Source organism: Veillonella rodentium (assembly GCF_900187285.1).
Taxonomy (GTDB): domain Bacteria; phylum Bacillota; class Negativicutes; order Veillonellales; family Veillonellaceae; genus Veillonella; species Veillonella rodentium.
Genome location: NZ_LT906470.1, coordinates 186,578 through 201,723, shown reverse-complemented (window position 1 = coordinate 201,723; position 15,146 = coordinate 186,578). Strand labels below are relative to the sequence as shown.

14 protein-coding genes are annotated in these 15,146 nt (G+C 47.7%); 1 reads left to right on the top strand and 13 read right to left on the bottom strand.

Features of this window, described 5'->3' with window-relative positions:
- Positions 1-97 precede the first annotated feature (97 nt).
- Positions 98-1,045: a copper amine oxidase N-terminal domain-containing protein gene (locus tag CKV62_RS00725; protein ID WP_095064864.1), complete on the top strand. Its 948-nt coding sequence runs from the start codon at positions 98-100 to the stop codon at positions 1,043-1,045.
- A gap of 157 nt (positions 1,046-1,202) precedes the next feature.
- Here CKV62_RS00725 and CKV62_RS00720 read toward each other — a convergent pair whose 3' ends face one another.
- From CKV62_RS00720 to hisG, 13 genes are all read right to left on the bottom strand, one after another.
- Entirely contained in the window at positions 1,203-2,834 is a 1,632-nt protein-coding gene (locus CKV62_RS00720) for an AsmA family protein (protein WP_095066680.1), read from the bottom strand.
- A gap of 141 nt (positions 2,835-2,975) precedes the next feature.
- Positions 2,976-3,338 carry a P-II family nitrogen regulator gene (locus CKV62_RS00715; protein ID WP_095064862.1) on the bottom strand — a complete coding sequence of 121 codons (363 nt, stop codon included), beginning with the start codon at positions 3,336-3,338 and terminating at the stop codon, positions 2,976-2,978.
- Between the two features lie 127 nt (positions 3,339-3,465).
- Positions 3,466-4,743: an ammonium transporter gene (locus tag CKV62_RS00710; protein ID WP_197696279.1), complete on the bottom strand. Its 1,278-nt coding sequence runs from the start codon at positions 4,741-4,743 to the stop codon at positions 3,466-3,468.
- 230 nt (positions 4,744-4,973) lie between these two features.
- The gene (locus CKV62_RS00705; protein ID WP_095064860.1) at positions 4,974-6,806 is read right to left on the bottom strand and encodes a carbon starvation CstA family protein; all 1,833 of its coding nucleotides are present in this window, start codon (positions 6,804-6,806) and stop codon (positions 4,974-4,976) included.
- A gap of 256 nt (positions 6,807-7,062) precedes the next feature.
- Complete coding sequence (gene hisH, locus CKV62_RS00700) at positions 7,063-7,677, bottom strand: imidazole glycerol phosphate synthase subunit HisH (protein ID WP_095064858.1); 615 nt, start codon at positions 7,675-7,677, stop codon at positions 7,063-7,065.
- 54 nt (positions 7,678-7,731) lie between these two features.
- Positions 7,732-8,808: a histidinol-phosphate transaminase gene (gene hisC / locus CKV62_RS00695; protein ID WP_095064856.1), complete on the bottom strand. Its 1,077-nt coding sequence runs from the start codon at positions 8,806-8,808 to the stop codon at positions 7,732-7,734.
- Positions 8,809-8,842: 34 nt separating this feature from the next.
- A complete protein-coding gene (hisE, locus tag CKV62_RS00690; protein WP_095064854.1) occupies positions 8,843-9,169 on the bottom strand; it encodes a phosphoribosyl-ATP diphosphatase in 327 nt (108 codons plus the stop codon).
- An 18-nt stretch (positions 9,170-9,187) separates the two neighbouring features.
- Positions 9,188-9,502 carry a phosphoribosyl-AMP cyclohydrolase gene (hisI, locus tag CKV62_RS00685; RefSeq protein ID WP_095064852.1) on the bottom strand — a complete coding sequence of 105 codons (315 nt, stop codon included), beginning with the start codon at positions 9,500-9,502 and terminating at the stop codon, positions 9,188-9,190.
- A gap of 73 nt (positions 9,503-9,575) precedes the next feature.
- A complete protein-coding gene (gene hisF / locus CKV62_RS00680) occupies positions 9,576-10,334 on the bottom strand; it encodes an imidazole glycerol phosphate synthase subunit HisF (protein ID WP_095064850.1) in 759 nt (252 codons plus the stop codon).
- A gap of 98 nt (positions 10,335-10,432) precedes the next feature.
- Positions 10,433-11,176, bottom strand: a complete 744-nt coding sequence (hisA, locus tag CKV62_RS00675) for a 1-(5-phosphoribosyl)-5-[(5-phosphoribosylamino)methylideneamino]imidazole-4-carboxamide isomerase (RefSeq protein ID WP_095064848.1) — start codon at positions 11,174-11,176, stop codon at positions 10,433-10,435.
- Positions 11,177-11,215: 39 nt separating this feature from the next.
- Entirely contained in the window at positions 11,216-11,806 is a 591-nt protein-coding gene (hisB, locus tag CKV62_RS00670; RefSeq protein ID WP_095064846.1) for an imidazoleglycerol-phosphate dehydratase HisB, read from the bottom strand.
- Between the two features lie 137 nt (positions 11,807-11,943).
- Complete coding sequence (gene hisD / locus CKV62_RS00665) at positions 11,944-13,218, bottom strand: histidinol dehydrogenase (protein ID WP_095064844.1); 1,275 nt, start codon at positions 13,216-13,218, stop codon at positions 11,944-11,946.
- Between the two features lie 76 nt (positions 13,219-13,294).
- Positions 13,295-14,896 carry an ATP phosphoribosyltransferase gene (gene hisG / locus CKV62_RS00660; protein WP_095064842.1) on the bottom strand — a complete coding sequence of 534 codons (1,602 nt, stop codon included), beginning with the start codon at positions 14,894-14,896 and terminating at the stop codon, positions 13,295-13,297.
- Positions 14,897-15,146: the final 250 nt, after the last annotated feature.

Genomic DNA, 15,146 nt, shown 5'->3' with positions numbered 1-15,146 from the left:
GTATAAAATTTAAGTTTATAATTAAATATTCATCTCTTTATAGTACAGTACAAATGTATAATTTATCATAATATTTTTATACATAATGGAGGATCTCATGAAATTAAAACAACTTATTTTATCAAGTATAGCCTTAGGGACTCTTGCTTTCACGAGCGGTATCATGCAGCCTGCACAAGCGGCGGTCGGTACGGAAAAATCTGCTACAACGCAAAACATTGAATCATCTGCAACTACACAAACACCGACACCTGCAACGAAACAAAATATAGGAACACCTGCAGCTACACAAGCACCTGCAACAAGACAAAATACGGAAACGCCTGCAGCTACGCCGGCACCAACGCCAACATCGATGCAGAATACAGAAAAATCCGCAGCGGTAACGACACAACATCGTATCAATGTGGATGACAAGGTATTGGAACCGACAGCTAATAAGGCCAACGTCATTTATGTTGAAGGTCAACCTCTCGTGGCGTTGCGTCAAGTGTCTGAAGCTTTAGGATACAAGGTATCCTGGGATGCGCCTACTAAAACGGCATTAATCGATACGACCGTCGCAACTCTAGCGGTACAACCGGATTCCAAGCAAATACTACGAAAAGGTAAATTGCAAAACATCAACCTCGACACATCTGAATCCTTGCTGCCTGCTGCGCGTATAGTAGACGGAACACTTTACGTGAGCCCGCAAGCGTTCAAATTATTGCTGAATGATGTGAGTATAACAAAAGATGAAATTTATATCGCGCCTCAACGCTCTCAATCCATCGATAATCCGGCACAAAGCGGCCAGCAGAACGGTGTAGATACGTTCTTGCCGCCTGAAGAGGACAAAGTGATACCGTACGAAGAGGATACATCCGCTACTAAAGAAAAGAAACCTCTTGTAACGGTAAAACGGACTAATACGAAAGCGGATACATCTAAAACAGATACAGCTAAATCAGACACAGACGATACGAAAAATACAGTAAATACGAAAAAAACAGCAAACACAAAGACTTCCGGGGATCAACGATCCAACGGATTAAGCAGATAAATAAATTTCTGCCGGAGGCTGATTACATCACTCCCTATAAACAAAAGATGGCGACTCATCACATCGATGAATCGCCATCTTTTTTATTACTCATTACCAGTCTCTATTACGCCCCGCTTATTGTAACGACAGGGAATAGATTAATCTCATAACATTTTTATTGCTTAAGCCCTTTAGACATGGCATTTAAACTGTCCTTTGCCGAATCTATCCCCCGTTTCAAGTCCTTCACGGATTCCTTCATGTCCGGCGGCGGTGTGAGGCCCGATTTATCAAGATCCTTTGCAGATTCGGAGGTGCGCTTCATATTTTCGCCGGCTTGCCCCATGCCGCTCTTAATCCGGTCCATATTGGCATCCATCTTATCGATTTCATCTTCATCATAAATAAAGAAATTACTGCCCCCATGAGAGGTGATATTCAATGGCCCCAGTGTGAGCTCCCCATTATCGATACGCAGGGCATCCGTCGAAATTGTGGTGACATTCGTGTTAACCTTCACATCACTAAAGGATAAATGACGCCCCTTATTGTGAAAGTTTCCCGTAATGCTCTTAATCGGTATCAATACATAATGGCCCTCGCCGGACCAGAAATTCCCCCACACCTCCATATCTCGCGGCCTGCCTTCACTTTTAAAATTCAAATTCGCCGATACGGGAACGACAAATTCCGGCGTTTTCAGTGCCGCACTGCTGTCAAGATCCGATGCGACCCCTGTGATGGTATAGGCCCGCGTATCCAAATTGTATACGCCTTGAGCCTGTAATTTACCGCCATACACATTGGCGCTGACATTTTCAAAATTTAAAATACCGTCCTGATAGGTCACATCCCCTACAACCGTTTCAAAGGTAAGTGCAGGAATACGCAACACCGGCATCGTAACACGCCCCTTTGCAAAAGGACGATTTAAATCACCGGACACCTTTGTAAGCAGGGTCATCGCATCATGAATATTATCGCCGAAACCGAGCGACGACGGATCCATCCCTTTAATATCTAATTGTAAATCCAGTTGCGGCATACGATATTTCAACACATCTTTCAAATCGATGCGCCCCTTCATCACAAGACCGTCACCGATAGCGGTCCCGCCGAATTTACCGGTCTCCAAATCGATGCGCATAGCTCGATGGCTATCGAGGTCGATTTTCGCATTTACATCCTTCATCACATAATGCCTGTTTTTCTGAAAGATTTCCAGCTGATTATGGCGCAGCTCAATTTTCACATCCAGATGTTGTCCCTGCCAATTAAAATTGCGGACACGTTTACCCAATTCCTCCTGCCGTTCCTGCGTCGTTTTCTTCGGCGCTTTCGGTCGCGGTTCCACCTCATTGAGAGGTTTTGTAACATCCGGCGACATAGGCGCAAAATCCACGCGGTTATTGTCATCCAGATCGATGACGACCACCGCATCCTCCAACAGGATTTCACGCACCGCGGAGGCCTTAAAATTTCGAGTTACGATATCCCACATATTAACGCGAATCTTACCGCTCGGTGCATTGAGCAGTTCATGCCCTTCCGGATCCTTCCAGACGAGCTCTGTAAAGGACAACGTTCCCCACGGCGTGGCGGATAAGCTTTCAACGGTAACCGTACCTCGCATGATGGTCTGACGGGCCATGACCTCGTTGAAAATAACGCCCATGCCACGACTGGCAATTGCGGCAAGGATAAAAAATACGATCCCGCCGATGACAAGAAATAAAGCAATCCCCTTTATTCCTTTCTTATACAATTGTTTATATTTTATCCAACAGGAGCGAATGTAACGTATCATAAAACTATTATACCATTTAGTTTTATATTTTCCGTATTTCTCCTCGCGTTTCCGCATCACAGAAAAAGGAAGCCTGCACTTGTCAACCCCATCAGTTTCAATGTTGCCGTGTAGGTGCAGGTCTCCCTGTTTTATATGAACTCAAGCTTCATCGTCCGTAACGGCTTTTGTCCCGCGTGTACCCGTTCTGATACGCATAGCATCTTCCACATCATACACGAAGATTTTTCCGTCCCCTACTTCGCCGGTCTGCAAAGTATCTCTTGCCGTATCCATAACAAGATCCACAGGAACATCACAGACAACGGTCTCCACCTTGACCATAGGAATCAAATTCACATCGTATTGGCGCCCCCTGTAAACCTCGGTATGCCCCTTCTGAAGTCCGCAACCGAAAACTTGAGATACCGTCATCCCCTGAACACCGATGCGATTCAGCGCGCCCTTCAATTCCTCCAGTTGCTCGGCCCGAGCGATAATATCCACCTTTTTCATTCGTTTCATATGCAAATCCTCAACAATCCTTAATATAGAATCGGTTCAAATACCGATAAAAACGAAATCTTATTAATCCGCAATCGTTCACCGCCGGTTCCGTCATACTTCCATATAGCGGTTATAATGATAACAATTATAACGGAGAACTTTCTCCGGTGGTAATAAACCGTCCGCTGCTCTTGAATTCAGATTGATTATACGCCCCTTCACCATGTTCACTGATATCGATTCCCAAGGATTCGGAACTGATGCTGACGCGCATATCCATGCAGAAGCTGACGATTTTGAATATGACAAATGTTCCCGCCACAGCAAACACATACGCAATAATCAGGGATATCAGTTGAGGTCCCAATAAGGAACCGCCGTAAAAAAGTCCGTCCGCTCCGTCAGGATTAACTGTAACCGTCGCCCATAAGCCTGTTGCGACAGCTCCCCATGTACCGCCGATACCGTGAATACCGAAAGCATCAAAAGAATCGTCATAACCGAAACGATTCTTAACGACAGCCACAGCCACATAACAACAGATGGCCCCGATAACACCGATAGGAATAGCGGCCATCGGTGTTATAAAACCCGCCGCCGGCGTAATGGCCACCAGTCCCGATACGGCGCCGGATGCGGCGCCGAGCACAGTCGGTTTACCGCGATGCAATTTTTCCACAAGCACCCAGCCTACAATCCCGACGGCCGCCGCCACCTGAGTCGTAAGCATCGCATCGGCCGCCAAAGGTCCTACCCCCAAAGCGGATCCGGCATTAAACCCGAACCAGCCGAACCACAGAATAGATGCGCCGAGCACGGTCATGGGTAAATGATGAGGCAACATCGGCATACGTCCGTACCCCCGACGGCGCCCCAATAAGAAACACAATGTCAGTCCGGATACACCGGACAACACATGAATAACAAGACCTCCGGCAAAATCCAAAGCCCCCAATTCACTTAAAAAACCGCCGCCCCAAATCCAATGCGCCATGGGATTATAAATAAGGACGGACCACAGGAGAGCGAAGATTACAAACGGCACAAACCGCATGCGCCCCGTAACGGAGCCGCTCATAATGGCCGGTGTAAGGACCGCAAACATACATTGGAATGCCACGAAAGCGAATTCGGGAATATTCGTTGCCGGCAATACGGACGAATCCGCTCCGGCAAGTCCTATTTTATCAAAACCGCCTATAATGCCGTATATATCGTCACCGAAAATCAATGTATATCCGATGAGTACGAATTCTACGGAAATAATACCCAACAGAAAGAAGCTCTGCATAATAGTACCGAGTACATTTTTACTGCGCGCCATCCCGCCATAAAACAGCGCCAGACCTGGGGTCATAAAAAAAACTAAGGCTGCACACAGTAAAACCCACGCTGTATTGCCCGTATCAATCATAGTGACCATAATTGAACTCCTTTCCAATAAAAAAAGCGCCCTGTTCTACAGAAACTCTGTAAACAAGGCGCCGTTACCTGATTATGCTGTTGTTGTGATATATCACTTACCTACATAATATACTCATAAATTTCGTATGTCAATACATTCTATAGAATTTTATATTCTAAAATCATCGAATGTCCTTGCCACCGTCATGAACATACTCCACTTCACACATATATCACCGCGACAACAGATCAGATTTTAGCTTCTTTACCGTATTTCAGAAGGCTTTCAGCTTCAACCTCGGCCTGCGTACGATAGTCCTGAGGAATACCGGACAAGCGGATCCAGCTGCGGACAGCCTCGACCAGTACAATAAGGATCATGAGGAACATAGCCGCACTGAAGGCTACAAGAATCCATTTACCCGCAGGAATATAACTGTTGAATACGTTTTCAAAATCGGCAGTAATGGCAACGACAGCCATCAACACACACGGAATACCTGTTACCCATGCATACCGTTTGTGACCGAGACGCATGATAACGGTAGTCCCTACGGCCAATGTCATGGTGCCCAGCAATTGGTTGGATACACCGAATAGAGGCCAGATGATACCGATGTTGCCCTGCAATACGAGGTAACCCCATAATACACAAATCAAAGCGGCACATCCGTACACGCCGGGAGCCCAATGCTGATCGTTGAATTTATAGTAGAAATGACCGAGCAGTTCCTGAAGTAAATAACGACCTACACGTGTACCGGCATCGATCAATGTCATGATGAACAAAGCTTCAAACATGATACAGAAATGATACCAATAGCCCATCAAATGATCCATGTTAGGTAATTTGGAGAAGATGTGAGCCATCCCTACAGCAAGGGATACGGCACCGCCGGGACGATGCATCAAGTCTTCGCCGACCATTGCGGACAATTTAGGCAGTTCATGAACCTGAAGGCCTAACGCCTTAAAGGATTCTACAGTGGAGTTAATTGCGAAATAATCATCAGGATGCAATGCAGTCGCCGCGATCAAAGCCATCATGGCGATGAACGCTTCCGTCAACATGGCACCGTAACCGATAGGCAAAATTTCCCGTTCATTAGTAAGCATCTTAGGTGTCGTACCGGTAGCGATAACAGTATGGAAACCGGATAACGCGCCGCAGGCGATAGTAATGAAAATATAAGGGAATACGGAACCTTTCAATACAGGGCCGCCGCCATAGATATAAGGAGTGATGGCCGGCATCTGAATTTCAGGCATTACGATAATTATACCGAGTGCCAATGCACCGATAGTACCGATTTTAAGATACGTAGATAAATAATCACGAGGTGCTAACAAGAGCCATACAGGAAGTGCGGCTGCAAAGAAACCGTAAATAGCAAGCATGATTTCAATGGTCTGTAAGTCATACGTAAACCAATGCGCATATTCGCTGGCAGCCACATTCGGACCGTAAATAATAGCCGCAAAAATCAAAGCCACACCGATAACGGTAGCTTCCTGAATTTTACCGGGACGCAACCATTTCAAATAAATGCCGATAAAGATGGCAATCGGAATCGTGGCGAATACGGAGAAGAAGCCCCAAGGAGAATTGTGCAACGCGTTCGCCACAACTACAGCCATCCCTGCAAGGGTGATAATCAACAGGAACAATGTGGCAAGCATGGCACCGAAGCCGGCCCATTTGCTGATCTCCTCGCGTGCAATATCCGCAATGGACTTGCCGTCGTAACGGACGGATGCGAAGAGAATAACCATGTCGTGTACGGCACCGGCCACGACGGAACCGATAAGGATCCACAAAGCGCCCGGTAAATAGCCGAACTGAGCCGCGATAACAGGGCCTACGAGAGGACCTGCACCGGCGATAGCCGCGAAGTGATGACCGAATGTAACCCATTTATTGGTCGGTACATAATCATGACCATCGTTGTGAACCATAGCCGGCGTCGGACGATACTGGTCCAAGGTGAGCACCTTCGCCGCTATGAAAGCCCCATAAAAGCGGTACGCTAAAATTAGAATACACGCGGAGGCTATAACTAAGTAAATACCGTTCATAACCATATAAACACCTCCAATTGTCCCGTGACATGGTGCACATATGAATATAACAAATAAAACTATTTTTACCATGCCACTATGGCTCTCTATACTTTTGTACTTACAAGTTTATTGTATAACTAATCAGAAATGTGTCAATAATTGATTTCTCATTTTGAAAGTTTACTATGATAAAAACGCATTAAAAAGAGGCATTCTCCCGTTTCGGGAAAATGCCTTTTTCTTTACGCTTAACCGGTTATATCTGTCACTATACATTCTATTGTATCAACTTCGTAATGTTACCAAATGTGCGAAGTAAATCGAGTCCTACGGCTCCGCTCTTCTCCGGATGAAATTGCATACCGTATACCGAACCGCACTCGACAATCCCCGGCACGGCCATGCCGTAATCGGCGGTAGACGTAATGTATTTTGGGTCGGTATCCACATAGTATGAATGAACAAAATACGTATACTGTCCATCGATGCCCCTGAAAGCACTCTCCCGATGATGCACCGTATTCTGATTCCATCCCATATGAGGAACGCGAAGCCCCGTATCTCTAGGGATGGCTTTCACAACGCCCGGAATGATTCCAAGACCCGGCGTAGGTCCGTATTCCTCCGATTCGTCAAACAAAAGCTGCATGCCGAGGCAGATACCGAGGAGCGGAATATTTCGTTTTACCACCTCTAAAAGCGGCTCGACAAGGCCTCGTTCCTTCAACACGGTCATGGCCGCCGCATAAGCGCCCACGCCGGGCAGAATGACACCGTCCGCCTGTACGATTGTATCGGCATCGGCCGTCAATACCGCGTCAAGACCGATATAGGCCAACGCCTTTTGAACGTTGAATGTATTTCCCGCATCATAATCAATTATGGCAATCATGGTATGTTCCTTTCCGATGCCTACCGTTATATACTCACTTATACTAATTTCTGTTTATGCCATATACTCGCGCAAAATAGCCCGCATTCTATCTCCGTCCTGCGCGGCCGGAATGGTGAGACGCAGCCAATTCGGACGCTGCCCCCGGCGCACCTGATATCCCGCCGAAAGCCATACATCGGCTAATCCGTCCGCATCAGGCACGGTGAAGAAGATAAAATTCGCTTCGCTTTTATAATAGTGAATCCTCAGTTCATCAAAAAGCGATTCCCATATATCCCGTTCCGCCGCATTTTGAGACACCGTACGCGCTAAAAAATCCTGATCCGCAAAAGCCGCCTCCGCCGCCACCTGAGACAATGTATTGAGGTTGTACGGCAGGCGAATGGTCTGAATGTAATTCGCCAATTCCACCGGCGCCATCATATAACCTACGCGATAGTTTGCAAGGCCGTAAGCCTTTGAAAAGGTGCGCATAATCGCTACATTAGGAAACTCATCAAGCAGAGCCCGTGCCGTCGGCACCGCTACGGACGTGACAAAGTCGATATACGCTTCATCGATGATCACCAGCGTATCTGTCGGTATGGTTTCCACAAAGCGCCGGATATCTTCCACCGATTCATACGTCCCCGTCGGATTATTGGGATTACAGATCCAGACGAGACGTGTCGTATGATCCACCGCTTTCACGAGGGACGAGAAATCATAATGCCCCGTTTCAAAATCAGCGGGCACCTCACGAATTTCGGCGCCTTCCACAAGACCGTTCAAGGCGTATTCCGAAAAGGCCGGCGTGCTGACCACGACGGAGTCCCCCGCATTAATCAATGTCTTGTTGACCATGGCGATAACCTCATCGAGACCGACACCGATGACCAGCTGCTCCGGCTTAACCCGCCAATACTCCGCCAATTTCGCCCGCAAGGACGTCGCATTGCCGTCCGGATAGTAGTTCGCATCATTATGCGTCACATAGGACAAAATCGCTTCGCGCACCTCCGGAGATGTACCGTAAGGATTTTCATTCGCCGACAGTCGCACCAGACGGTCCACCCCGAGACGACTTTTAACCGCTTGCGCCGGCTCCTCCGGCACATATGGTTGTAATGTACGAATAATCTCTTTCATAATCCATCCTTTCCGACACCGTTACTGCCTATTTTTATAAATTCGTAATCTCCGGCCGATCCGTTGTCTTGCTCACAATCCCTTCACGGCTCGCCAATTCGGCTTCAATCGCCTCGTAAGGGATCTCTTTTTCCACCAACAGCACCAGCAAGTGATACAATACGTCAGCCGTTTCATAGATGAGTTCCTGTTTATTTTCGTTCTTCGCGGCGATGACAACCTCCGTAGCCTCTTCGCCTACCTTTTTCAGAATCTTGTCGAGTCCCTTATCAAAAAGATAATTTGTATAAGACCCTTCCTTCGGCGCCGCTTTACGCCGTCTGATAATATCGTATAATTCGCTCAATGTCTGCCGTGCCATCTATATTCCCCACAATCTCTACAACTCAACATCATTAAAAAAACAGCTGGTGCGTCCCGTGTGGCAGGCCGGCCCTTGCGGTTTCACCTGAACGAGCAGCGTATCGCCGTCACAATCAAGTGCCATCTTCACAACCCGCTGCACATGACCGCTTGTAGCGCCTTTATGCCACAACTCCCCACGCGATCTGGACCAGAACCACGTCTCCTTCGTTTCCAGGGTCTTGTGAAAGCTTTCTTCATTCATCCACGCCACCATGAGAACGTCCTTTGTACGGACATCCTGCACAACCGTCGGCAGGAGACCGTTACCTTTATCAAAGTCAGGTTTCATAAAGCCCTCCTCTTGAAACGCTTACTGTGAAAATAGCATTTATTAGTATACACTTTAAAATTTACCTTAAATTTTACCGTACGGGAATACCACATTTTCTCAGTTCCGCCTTGAGTTCCGGTATTTTGATCTCCCCGAAATGAAATATGGATGCTGCGAGAGCCCCCGTTACGCCGGTTTGTTCAAAGAGGTCTATAAAGTCCTGTACCGTTCCGGCACCGCCGGATGCGATAATCGGCACATCCACAACCGATTCGATGGCTTTGTATAACGCAATATCAAAGCCCGACTTTGTACCGTCCTTATCCATGCTCGTCACCAGCAATTCTCCGGCGCCGCGCGATACCGCTTCCTTCGCCCATTCAAGAGCCTTTTTCTCTGTTCGATTCCGGCCCCCGTGAGTATATACATACCATTCGCCCGTGTCTTCATCGGTTTTCACGTCAATAGCCACTACCATGCATTGATTACCGAATTTTTGAGCACCCGCGCTGATGAGCTGCGGATCAGCCAACGCCGCCGAATTTAAGGATACCTTATCGGCACCGGCTTTCAGCAAGGCAGTCATATCCTCAATACTCTTGATGCCTCCGCCCACGGTAAGTGGCATGAAAACCTTTGCGGAAATATTCTGCACAACATCGCGCATGGTCGTCCTGGCATCGACGGTGGCCGTAATGTCCAAAAAAACGAGCTCGTCCGCCTGCTGCTGTTCATAAGACGCAGCAATATCCACGGGACTTCCTACATCCACAAGGTTCACAAAGTTAACGCCCTTTTTCACGCGCCCGTCATCCACATCGAGACACGGGATAATCCGTTTTGCTAACATACCGTTCCTTTCTATTGAGCATCCATCTAATGATTACATTTATTCTCTACTCGTATTCACTAAATTTACTACACCATTCATATATCTGGTTATCTCATCTATTTACGTCTATTACTTCGCTTATTGCATTTATTTCGTTCCGCAATAGCCTCCAGCGTAATTGTCCCTTCGTAAAGCGCCTTACCTACGACACTGTCCATTATACCTCGCGCCTCCAAAGCCTCAATATCCGTCATATTCCGAATACCGCCGGATGCGATGATGCGCACCGACGGAAACTTCACCTGTAAGTCTCCCAACAAGTCTTCGTTGGCTCCTTCCATCGTACCGTCTCTATCCACGTCGGTAACGATAAAATACTTCGCGCCGGCTTCAGCCATGATTTCGATAAGATCAGACATTCCCACGTCCGACTGATCGAGCCAACCCTCGGCGGCGACCTTTCCGTTTTTGCCGTCCACGCCGATAACGATGCGCTCAGCGCCGTATTTTTTCAACATTCGCTTCGTAAATTCCGGATTCTTCAGCGCCACGGAGCCTAAAATAATGCGATTTACCCCCATCGAGAGGTATGCATCCACCGCAGCTTCATCGCGAATGCCGCCACCTATCTCCAAAATACCTGTGAAAGCTGAACGCACCGCTTTCACCACATCCACGTTAACGGGCTTGCCCGCCTTGGCGCCGTCCAAATCCACCAGATGCAGAGCCCCTACCCCTGAAGCTTCATACGCTTTGGCCTGCGCCACCGGATCGGGATTGATAACCGTCTCTTGAGTAAAGTCCCCCTTGTAAAGGCGTACACTGCGACCATTTTGCAAATCGATTGCCGGAAAAATCATAATGACCTCTATTCTTATATAAAACAAATTAATACGTTTTTATATGGTACCTTTTGTTGAATTGACACCGACGATATCAGGATTGATGGTTACCGCCTTACGCAAGGCACGGCCCGTCGCCTTAAACATGCTTTCAATAATATGATGCGTATTGCGACCGTACAGATTGTGCACATGTAAATTCATGGCGCCGCTCATGGCGAGGGCCTGAAAGAAGTCCTCCACCAATTCCGTTTCAAAGTTACCTCCCAGCACAGGCGTATTCCACTCACCTTGAAATACGAGGTACGGACGGCCGCTCAGATCGATGACAACCTGTGTCAAAGCCTCATCCATAGGCACCCACGCATCACCGTAACGCTCGATGCCGACCTTGTCACCCAGGGCTTTCACCAAGGCCTGCCCCAAGGCAAGACCCACATCCTCAACAGTGTGATGCGCATCAACATATGTGTCGCCGTTCGCTTTTACAACGAGCCCGAAGCGACCGTGTTTCGCAAAGAGGGTCAGCATATGATCAAAAAAGCCGATGCCCGTCGAAATACTGTTCGCCTGATTGCCGTCGAGGGCAAACTCCACAATAATATCCGTTTCTGCAGTCCTGCGCTGCACCGTTCCTGTTCGTATCATGATATCCTCTCAATAATTAATCTTTCACATAACAATCGGCAACTTCCGTTTAAACATATGCCTTGAATTGCTCGAAACCGCCTTAATGACAAGCGCTATGAACTATACTAATTTGCCTTAATGCGATATTTCCGCAATTACTCAAATCTCACTTCGATAGCGCGCGCATGAGCCTCAAGGCCTTCGGTACGCGCCAAGGTGGTAATGTGTTTCGACACTTCCTGTAATCGTTTCTTCGTAAATTGAGTGAAAGATGTGCGTTTCACAAAATCATATACCCCTAACGGAGACGAGAACCGCGCCGTACCGCTGGTAGGGAGTACATGGTTCGTACCGCCCACATAGTCCCCTAACGGCTCGGACGCATATGCACCGAGAAATACGGAGCCTGCGTTCTGAACCAGACTCATATAACTCATCGGATCCGGCAGCTGAATTTCCAAATGCTCCGGCGCCACTTCATTCATGACCGTAAACATATCCTCCACAGAATTCAGCACCGCAATATAGCTGTTGTTTTCAATCGCGGGACGCGCGATGCTTTCACGAGGTAACGTCTTAAGTTGACGTTCCACCTCATCCGACACGGCATTTGCCAAGCTTTCACTGGTGGTCACCATGATAGCCCGAGCCCGCGCATCGTGCTCCGCCTGCGACAAAAGGTCCGCCGCAAGATGCACCGGATTTGCACTGTCATCCGCAATAACACCGATTTCACTGGGGCCGGCGATCATATCGATATCGACCTGACCGAACACCTGGCGCTTTGCGGTAGCCACGTAGATATTGCCGGGGCCCACGATTTTATCAACCTTCGGAATCGTTTCCGTGCCGTATGCGAGGGCCGCCACACCTTGAGCGCCGCCCACCTGATACACCGCGTCGACGCCGGCTATTTTCGCCGCCCCCAGCACGGCCGGATTGATGCCATCCTTTTGAGGCGGCGTCACCATAATGATTTCCTTAACACCCGCAATCTTAGCCGGCAATGCCGTCATCATGATAGTCGACGGATATGCCGCCGTACCGCCCGGCACGTACAGACCGACGCGCGCCAAAGGAATCACCTTTTGACCGCGAATAATGCCCGGCGTATCCATGTCCACAAACCCTTGTTCAATCTCACGGCTGTGAAATTCCGTAATGTTTTCCTTTGCCTTGAGAAGGGCCGCCTTGAGATCATTCGGCAATGATTCATACGCCGCATCGATATCCGCCTGAGGGACTCTGAAAGTATCAATGCTGACACCGTCAAATTTTTCCGAATAGGCGCGTAACGCCGTATCTCCGTTCATACGCACATCGCTGATAATATCATACACTCGCCGCTCGATTTCCATATCTGTCGTCTGCTGCGTATAATTACGCACAATAGAAAGCATCGAGTCCAGCGATTCCTTATAAATTTTCATTTCCATCCTTCTTTCCGTTTGAGTGTTTTAAATAATACCTATTTAAGTATTATTTCACCATTGCTCGTTATCGCTACTATTGATTAATCTCCTCGGACAGTTGATCTATCAACTTAAAAATGGTATTTCGTTTTTGTTTCAATGCCAGCGGATTCGCCACAAGCCGTGTTGAAATGCGCTGCAACCGGTCAAAGATTTCCAAATTATTCTCACGCAAAGTTGTACCCGTTTCCGTAATATCCACGATGGCATCCGCCAAGCCTACAAGAGGCGCCAGCTCTACGGAGCCTTCAATCTTGATGATTTCCACATCCTGAGCTCCGAAATACTGTTTCGTCACTACGGGATACTTCGTGCCGATACGCTGACGACGCCCCTCTTTCGGATTATATCCGCCAAGCGATGCCAGGATAAATTGACATTGCCCCGTCTTAAGATCTAATAATTGATAACTCGTCTGTTCCTGCTCATCCAGCACATCACTGCCGACGATTCCGATATCTACGACCCCATTATTCAGATATGTCGTCACATCTCCGCCTTTCACCAAAATGATCTCCAGCTCATCTCCGAGCGGAATGATGAGCTTACGGGCTTTGTTCCGGAGCGGTTCACAATCGATACCGCATGCTTCCAGTAACGGAACAGCCTGTTCCTCCACGCGGCCCTTCGTGAGAGCGATACGAAGCTTCCCGGATCCACTCGTCACGGCAGATGTAACCGAGGCGCTCACGTCGGTAAGGACATCGATATTGAAAGCCATCCCCACCGCATGCACGGGATTACCGTCAAAGTTATTTAGCAGCTTATCATAACGACCGCCGCTGACGATATATTGAGACACACCGTCCACAAAACCTCTGAAAGTCAGCCCCGTATAGTAGGATTGAGGCGGCTGATTCGATAAGTCGATACGTACCGCTTGTCCGTCAGCCTCAACGGATTGACCGAACTCCATCAATGCGTCCCACAACCGCTGTGCGGGGGCCGGTAAAATAACACCGGACAATTCGGATAACACCTCATCAATGGTCCCGAACAAACGCGGCCACACTGCAAGGAACGGATACAGTGCACTATTTTCGTAAACCTTGATGATACTTTCATAAAGAGGAAGATTTTTCGCAAATAACGCATCCAGTAAAGGTGTTCGTTCATCATCGCTGAGCCCCAGCGCATCGGTAATAGCAAACGCAAATCGCGCATCCCCCAGCTCAAGTTGCAATGCGCCTTTCAGCTGTGTCTGATTGACCTCCTTGATGAGATCGATACATTCCTGTTCAGCCGCCATCGACTCATACCCGACGAGCTCGATTCCGCCCTGCGTCACCTGATTGATCCCGCCGCGATGCTTCTCGGTGCGTCCCAATACATCTCCGAGATAATAGAATTTACGCGGCAACTCGATATTCGTCGTCGCCAGAAAACGACCGATAGGCATGGTCAGATCAGGACGAACCACAATGGACTTAGCCGTACCGTCGAGGAACTCGTACATATGTTGACGCCCCATGGCATACCCTTGAAACACATCCTTGTACTCCATGAGAGGCGTCGAAATTTTCGTATATCCACGATTCCGACACAGATCCAGCACATAGCGGCCCATATCATCCTTGCGTTCCGCCAAAGCCCCTACATCATCGCGAAACCCCGTAGGCAATTGCTGCTGTACCATCGTTATCATCCTTTCTATCATTGATCTATATTATTTCTCATGTTTTTGAAAACTATATAACCTTTACTAGCCATTTAAATTATGTAACTGTTCGAGTTATATGGCTATTTAATTTGCTATGAGAAACAAATTACCATATAGGTATTTTTCTATTTTATTGCTTTATCTTATTAAAGTATGAAATCATAATATAACGGTTCTGCCGATATGTCAATAGAACCGTTAAAACTTCATATATTTTATATAAATG

Excerpts from the sequence above, each read along its gene's own strand:
- CKV62_RS00725 (WP_095064864.1), top strand. The coding sequence starts at position 98 with ATGAAATTAAAACAACTTATTTTATCAAGTATAGCCTTAGGGACTCTT.
- CKV62_RS00720 (WP_095066680.1), bottom strand. The coding sequence starts at position 2,834 with ATGATACGTTACATTCGCTCCTGTTGGATAAAATATAAACAATTGTAT.
- CKV62_RS00715 (WP_095064862.1), bottom strand. The coding sequence starts at position 3,338 with ATGAAACGAATGAAAAAGGTGGATATTATCGCTCGGGCCGAGCAACTG.
- CKV62_RS00710 (WP_197696279.1), bottom strand. The coding sequence starts at position 4,743 with ATGGTCACTATGATTGATACGGGCAATACAGCGTGGGTTTTACTGTGT.
- CKV62_RS00705 (WP_095064860.1), bottom strand. The coding sequence starts at position 6,806 with ATGGTTATGAACGGTATTTACTTAGTTATAGCCTCCGCGTGTATTCTA.
- hisH (WP_095064858.1), bottom strand. The coding sequence starts at position 7,677 with ATGATTGCCATAATTGATTATGATGCGGGAAATACATTCAACGTTCAA.
- hisC (WP_095064856.1), bottom strand. The coding sequence starts at position 8,808 with ATGAAAGAGATTATTCGTACATTACAACCATATGTGCCGGAGGAGCCG.
- hisE (WP_095064854.1), bottom strand. The coding sequence starts at position 9,169 with ATGGCACGGCAGACATTGAGCGAATTATACGATATTATCAGACGGCGT.
- hisI (WP_095064852.1), bottom strand. The coding sequence starts at position 9,502 with ATGAAACCTGACTTTGATAAAGGTAACGGTCTCCTGCCGACGGTTGTG.
- hisF (WP_095064850.1), bottom strand. The coding sequence starts at position 10,334 with ATGTTAGCAAAACGGATTATCCCGTGTCTCGATGTGGATGACGGGCGC.
- hisA (WP_095064848.1), bottom strand. The coding sequence starts at position 11,176 with ATGATTTTTCCGGCAATCGATTTGCAAAATGGTCGCAGTGTACGCCTT.
- hisB (WP_095064846.1), bottom strand. The coding sequence starts at position 11,806 with ATGATACGAACAGGAACGGTGCAGCGCAGGACTGCAGAAACGGATATT.
- hisD (WP_095064844.1), bottom strand. The coding sequence starts at position 13,218 with ATGAAAATTTATAAGGAATCGCTGGACTCGATGCTTTCTATTGTGCGT.
- hisG (WP_095064842.1), bottom strand. The coding sequence starts at position 14,896 with ATGGTACAGCAGCAATTGCCTACGGGGTTTCGCGATGATGTAGGGGCT.